General features: G+C 66.1%; 4 protein-coding genes. 3 read left to right on the top strand and 1 reads right to left on the bottom strand.

What is annotated here, in order from left to right:
• Positions 1–65: 65 nt before the first annotated feature.
• The gene (invF, locus tag LQT98_RS20245; RefSeq protein ID WP_269326102.1) at positions 66–839 is read right to left on the bottom strand and encodes an AraC family transcriptional regulator InvF; all 774 of its coding nucleotides are present in this window, start codon (positions 837–839) and stop codon (positions 66–68) included.
• Between the two features lie 401 nt (positions 840–1,240).
• On the opposite strand from invF, the gene LQT98_RS20240 reads away from it, so the two are divergent.
• From LQT98_RS20240 to LQT98_RS20230, 3 genes are all read left to right on the top strand, one after another.
• Positions 1,241–3,691 (top strand): cytochrome c family protein, encoded by a 2,451-nt coding sequence (locus tag LQT98_RS20240; protein WP_231464705.1) that lies wholly within the window; start codon positions 1,241–1,243, stop codon positions 3,689–3,691.
• 10 nt (positions 3,692–3,701) lie between these two features.
• On the top strand, positions 3,702–5,576 hold the full coding sequence (locus LQT98_RS20235) for a GMC family oxidoreductase (RefSeq protein WP_231464702.1): 1,875 nt from the start codon (positions 3,702–3,704) through the stop codon (positions 5,574–5,576).
• A gap of 413 nt (positions 5,577–5,989) precedes the next feature.
• On the top strand, positions 5,990–6,469 hold a 480-nt coding region (locus LQT98_RS20230; protein WP_231464699.1), incomplete at its 3' end, for a patatin-like phospholipase family protein.

Below are 6,469 nucleotides of genomic sequence, written 5' to 3'. Positions count from 1 at the left end.
GGCGGCGGCCGGCATCGCGGCGGCCAGCGCCGCCGCCAGCAGCGCGGCGGATAAAAAGCTTCGATTCATTTGGTGGCCAGTTGAATGATGTTGGACAGACCGCGCGGCGACACGCCGATCAGCCCCTTGATCTCGTTGGAAAAATGCGATGACGAGGCATAGCCGTGCTTGAGCGCCACCTGGGTCAGGTTTTCCCGCCCCTCCGCCACATCCAGCAGCGAGCGGGCCATGCGCCAGTCGCGCAGCTCGGTCTTGGCCGCATTGCCCAGCGCGTGGCGGCACAGCCGGCGGAAATGGGAATAGGACACGCCGTAGCGCTCGCCCAGCTCCTGCAACTTGTCGCCACGGCTGGACTGGGCCAGCAGGAAGCGCACCAGCCAATAGCTCTCGCTGCGGCGCAATAGCGTCAGCAGCGCGGCGAAGGCCGGCGACGGCGCCAGCACCTGCAGCAAGAACCAGTACTCGCAGCGCTTGCGGTCCTGCCAGGTCGTCAGATCGGCCTGCTCCAGCCGCGCGCAGCGTGCCTCCGCAGCGTCCGCCTCGCGGGCCTCGTCGGTCTTGGATTCGTCGACGAAGGCCAGCAATTTGCTCAAGGGCTCCAGCCGCAGCGGCTGAAAAGCCAGCGTGCCGGACAGCACGCACACCTCCACGCGGTCCAGCAGCAGCAAGCCTTGCCAGTCCGGCGCCAGGGCCAGCGTCTCGCCGCCCTCTTCCCAGCTCAGTTCCAGCCGCGACTCTTCCCGGCGCGGCGGCAGCAGCCAGACTTCCTGGGCCGGCACGCTGCGCTTGGCTGCGGCCTCCAAAGTCTCCAGCGGGTGCAACACATCGTTATCGGTCATCGGTCAAACGCCCTGCCGGGCTCATGCTTGGACCGGGAAAGTGTCCCCCAGCGCCGCGACCGAATCCTGATGCAAATCTGATGGGACCCCGAGTTTTCACCGTGCGGCCTCCAGGCATAAAGGACAGGCTCGCCACTGCGGCGCCGGCGCGACAAAACGCGCCGCGCGCGCCGTCGCCGCGTCCAGCCGGCGGTTTGAGCGCCGCGATTATCCCTTTTTGCGCCATGGGCAACTTTCAACTATCGACCATGGCGCCGGTTTTTCGCCATCAGTAATAACGCTCAGCAAAGTTACGCAGCCGCCGCCGGCCCGGCCGCCGTGCTATAGGCAGAGATAGGCGCTGACATGCCAAATGAATGATCAAAACCAAAAACGCCGTGATGCCGAATGGAGATAATGCGATGGCCCAGTTGACCCCTACCCTGCGCCGGGGAGCGGCGCTATTGCTGCTGCTGAGCCTGGCCGGCTGCCGTGACGATCAGCCCAAGCCCGGCACCGTGCTGGACGAAGCCAAGCAGGCCCAGCGCACGGTGGAATCCTTTACCGCCGCCGACGAGAACTACTTCAAGGACATGGACGGCGGGGTGGCGCTGAGCACCCCCGAGGTCATGGGCCGCAACACCTGGCTGGTGTGGACCGGCGGCAACGACAGGCTGTGGGACAAGCTGGCCACCGTCAGCGTCGGCAACCTGGACCTGCTCAAGACCCTGTCCTCCCATCCCGGCCTCAAGTTCAGCCGCGACAACCGCTGGAACTACCTGGGCCTGGTCAACGAACCCTGTTTCGACAAGGCCGCCGGCCCGGACGACAAGCGCTTCGGCCTGTGGCTGGACCAGCGCCGCGCCGATTGCGCGAAAGACCCGTTCGAGAATGAGAAGAGATACCCCGGCGTCGTCATCGGCGCGCGCGGCAAGAACCTGCCCGTCGGCTCCTTCTACGGCTACGCCACCGGCGTGGTGGGCCTGCGCCTGTTCCCCAACCCGGCCTTCGACGAAGCCGCCGCCAAGAAATGGGACGCCAAGCGCTATTACGAAGACCCCAGCTACTACAACGACAAGGACCTGATCCGCCCCTACCGCGTGGGCATGTCCTGTGCGTTCTGCCATGTCGGCCCCAATCCGGTGAAACCGCCGGCGGACCCGGAACATCCGAAATGGGAAAACCTCAGCTCCAATGTCGGCGCCCAGTATTTCTGGGTGGATCGCATCTTCTCCTGGCAGGCCGACCCCAGCAGCTTCCCCTTCCAGCTGTTCCACACCTCGCGGCCGGGCGCGCTGGACACCTCGCTGGTATCCACCGACTCGATCAACAACCCGCGCACCATGAACGCGGTGTACGGCTTGCAGGCGCGGCTGGACATCGCCAAGCGCTGGGGCAAGGAAACCCTGGCCGGCGGCAATCTCGACAACAAGCAGTTCAACGACTTCGTCAAGACCGGCCCGCTGACCCAATACTTCCAAGCGCCCAACACCGTGTGGACGCCGCGGGTGCTGAAGGACGGCTCGGACTCGGTGGGCGCGCTGGGCGCGCTGAACCGCGTGTATCTGAACATCGGCCTGTTCAGCGAGGAATGGCTGCTGCACTTCAACCCGCTGGTGGGCGGCAAGACCATCACCCCGATCCAGATCGCCGACGCGCGCAAGAACTCGGTGTACTGGCAATCCACCGAGCAGCAGACGGTGAACATGGCGCTGTTCTTCCTGAAGAGCACCGACCCGCACAAGCTGAAGGACGCACCCGGCGGCGAGCAATACCTGAGCCACGACACCGCCCAGCTCAGCCGCGGCAAGGTGGTGTTCGCGGAAAACTGCGCGCGCTGCCACTCCAGCAAGCTGCCGCCCAAGGTGTCGCCGCTGGACCCCACCGCCGGCTGCGCCGGCCCGGACTACCTGGCCTGCTTCAAGAAATACTGGGACTGGACCAAGACCGAGGACTTCAAATCGCAGATGCGCCAGATCGTCCAGGCCGACGACTTCCTGAAGGACAACTACCTGTCCACCGAGCTGCGCGTGCCGGTGACCCTGCTGCAAACCAATGCCTGCAGCCCGCTGGCCACCAATGCGCTCAAGGGCAATATCTGGGACAACTTCTCGTCCAAGACCTATAAGGACCTGCCCTCGGTCGGCAGCATCACCGTGCACAACCCCTTCACCGGCGAGCCCTGGCAGTACAAGATGCCGGCCGGCGGCCGCGGCTACACCCGCCCGGCCTCGCTGATCAGCGTCTGGTCCACCGCGCCCCTCCTGCTCAACAACAGCCTGGGCAAGTTCAACCCCAGCCCGTCGGTGGCGGCGCGCATGGAGTCCTTCGACAACTCCATCCAGCAACTGCTGTGGCCGGAAAAACGCGAGAAGGACAAAGTGCTGGGCGACAAAGTGCCCGGCGTGATCGACCGCACCACCGCCCGCAGCTATCTGCGCGTGCCCACCGGCTACCTGCCGGACACCTTGCAAGAGCTGCAAGGCCCGCTGCAGCGCTACCTGCCCTGGCTGTTCGGCAAGGACGGCGTGGAACTGGGGCCGATCCCGGCCGGCACCCCGGTCAACCTGATCGCCAACCTGCAAGTGACGCTGGACAACCCCTCGCTGGGCGAGCGGCTCAAGCACGACAAGAAACTGCTGGACCTGCTGCTAAAGATCAAGCACGACCTCAAGGCGCTGCCGCCCGGCGCCAGCGACGAAGAGGCGCGCAAGGTGTTCGCCAACCTGGTCAAGCCGATGCTGGAGCTGAGCACCTGCCCGGACTTCGTGGTCAACCGCGGCCATTACTTCGGCACCGGCTATATGAAGGATGAAGCCGGCCTCAGCGACAGCGACAAATACGCGCTGATCGCCTTCCTGAAAACCTTCTGAAACGAGCGCCATGGACGAATACGAATACATCGTGGTGGGTTCCGGCGCCGGCGGCGGCACGCTGGCGGCGCGGCTGGCCGAGGCCGGGCACCGGGTCTTGCTGCTGGAGGCCGGCGGCGACCCGCGCGCGCTCAAGGGCGGCGACGCCTGGCAGCCCCAGGCCGACCGCCTGCCCGACGATTACGACGTGCCGGTGTTCCACGCGCTGGCATCGGAAAACGAGGCGATGAAGCTGGATTACTTCGTCCGCCATTACGCCGACGACGCCCAGCAGAAGCGCGACCCCAAATACCGCGCGCAATGGAACGGCCAGAACGTGGACGGCGTGCTCTACCCGCGCGCCGGCACCCTGGGCGGCTGCACCGCCCACAACGCCATGATCACCGTCTACCCGCACAACGCGGACTGGGACAACATCGCCCGGCTCACCGGCGACGACAGCTGGCGCGCGGACACCATGCGCGGCTATTTCGAGCGGCTGGAAAACTGCCATCACCGCCCGCTCTACCGCTGGCTGGGCCTGCTCGGCGTCAACCCCACCCGCCACGGCTGGCGCGGCTGGCTGCAAACCGAAAAGGCGATACCGGAATCCGCGCTGGGCGACGCCGGCCTGGTGGACACCCTGCTGGTATCGGTGGACAAGGTGTTCCAGGAAGTGGACGTGCCGCACCACAGCTGGCGCTGGCTGCTGCAAGGCCAGGCCGACCCCAACGACTGGCGGCTGGTGCGCGACAACGCCGTCGGCGTCTGCTACCCGCCGCTGGCCACCCGCGACCACCAGCGCAACGGCAGCCGCGAACGGGTGCTGGACGTGGCGGCGCGCCACCCGGAGCGGCTGCGCGTCGAGCTGGACGCGCTGGCCACGCAAGTGCTGTTCGACGCTAGCCTGCGCGCCGTCGGCGTGGAATATCTGAAAGGCGCCGGTCTCTACCGCGCCAGCGGCCGGGTCAGCGACGCCGCCGGCGAACGCCGCGAAGCGCGCTGCAGCCGCGAAGTAATCCTGGCCGGCGGCGCCTTCAACAGCCCGCAGCTGCTGATGCTGTCCGGCATCGGCCCGGCCGCCCACTTGCAGGAACACGGCATCCTGCCGCGCGTGGACCTGCCCGGCGTCGGCCAGAACCTGCAGGACCGCTACGAAGTGGGCGTGGTCAACCGGATGAACTTCAAGCACTGGGAAGTGCTGAAGGACGCGGAATTCGCGCCCGGCGATCCGCAATACAAGCAATGGGCGGAAGGCCGCAAGGGCGTTTACACCACCAATGGCGCGGTGCTGGCGGTGATCCGCCGCTCGGCGCAGGAACGCCCGCTGCCGGACCTGTTCTGCTTCGCGCTGCTGGGACTGTTCAAAGGCTATTTCCCCGGCTACTCGCGCCTGTTCCCCGAGCACCTGAACTACCTGACCTGGGCCATTCTCAAGGCGCACACCAATAACCGCGCCGGCACGGTCAGGCTGCGCTCCGCCGACCCGCGCGACCCGCCGGACATCAACTTCCACTACTTCGAGGAAGGCAGCGCCGGCGGCGATCAAGACCTGGACTCGGTGGTGGAAGGCATCAAATTCGTGCGCAGCCTCACCGCCGATCTGAAAAAGCAGAACCTGATCGCGGAAGAAGAACTGCCCGGCGAAGCGGTGCAGAGCGACGATGAACTGCGTCAGTTCGTCCGCGACAACGCCTGGGGCCACCATGCCTCCTGCAGTTGCGCGATCGGCGCGCGCGAGGCCGGCGGCGTGCTGGACAGCCGCTTCCGCGTCCACGGCGTCAGCGGCCTGCGCGTGGTGGACGCCTCGGTGTTTCCGCGCATTCCCGGCTTCTTCATCGTCTCCGCGGTCTACATGATCGCGGAGAAGGCGGCGGATGCGATTTTGGAAGACGCCAAGCGTTGAGGGAGGGCGAGTCACGGTTTTAGCTAGCAATGTGAAGCCACTAGAAAAACGCCAAAAACACTACATATCCGACGCGCCCCGGGTCCCTTCAAGCCTGCCGCCGGGTGGCAGGCCCGAGGTCTTAAGCGGCTGCCTGTTCGAGCACCGCGACGCTAGCGCGGTGCGAGTTCAGCCGCGCCTCGGGCCTGACGGGCCCCGGCGGGAAGCCGCAGGCCAGGCTTGCAGGGTGGCCTTTAGGAGTGGAGAGGATATTTGGCCAAACAAATATCCTTTCCCTGCCCGCCGGGCAGCCCCGGCAATCAAAATCATCATCCGCGCAGCGGATTCAGGGCCATGAATATCATCAGCCGCCTCGACGAAATGGTTGCCAGTCCAACACCCGCCGACAAAGCCGGACCAACGGAAAGAACCCGATGAGCACCCCGACCCAGCCCTTCTCCCAAGTCAACGCCGACGAACGCGCCGGCCTCGCCGCCGCGCGGGCGGAAGAAGGCGTGGAACGCCCAGGCGGCAGCGAAGCGCCGCAAGCCGGCCTCGCCTTCTCCGGCGGCGGCATCCGCAGCGCCACCTTCAACCTGGGCGTGCTGCAAGCGCTGGCCAGCAGCCGCTGGCTGCGCGAAATCGACTACCTGTCCACCGTCTCCGGCGGCGGCTACCTCGGCGGCTGGCTGTCCGCGCTCAAGCGCCGCGCCGGCAACGCCGGCATGGAACAGACACTGCGCGACCATCAAGGCCGCCAGCCGGCCATCCAGTTCCTGCGCGACTACAGCAACTACCTGACCCCCAAGACCGGACTGTTCAGCCTGGACACCTTGTCCGCCATCATCACCTACTGGCGCAACTTCATCCTCAACCAGATCGTGCTGCAAAGCCTGCTGCTGGCGCTGCTGCTG

The organism is Chromobacterium aquaticum (assembly GCF_021129195.1).
In the GTDB taxonomy this organism is placed as follows: domain Bacteria; phylum Pseudomonadota; class Gammaproteobacteria; order Burkholderiales; family Chromobacteriaceae; genus Chromobacterium; species Chromobacterium aquaticum.
This window is presented reverse-complemented; position numbering and strand designations above follow the sequence as displayed.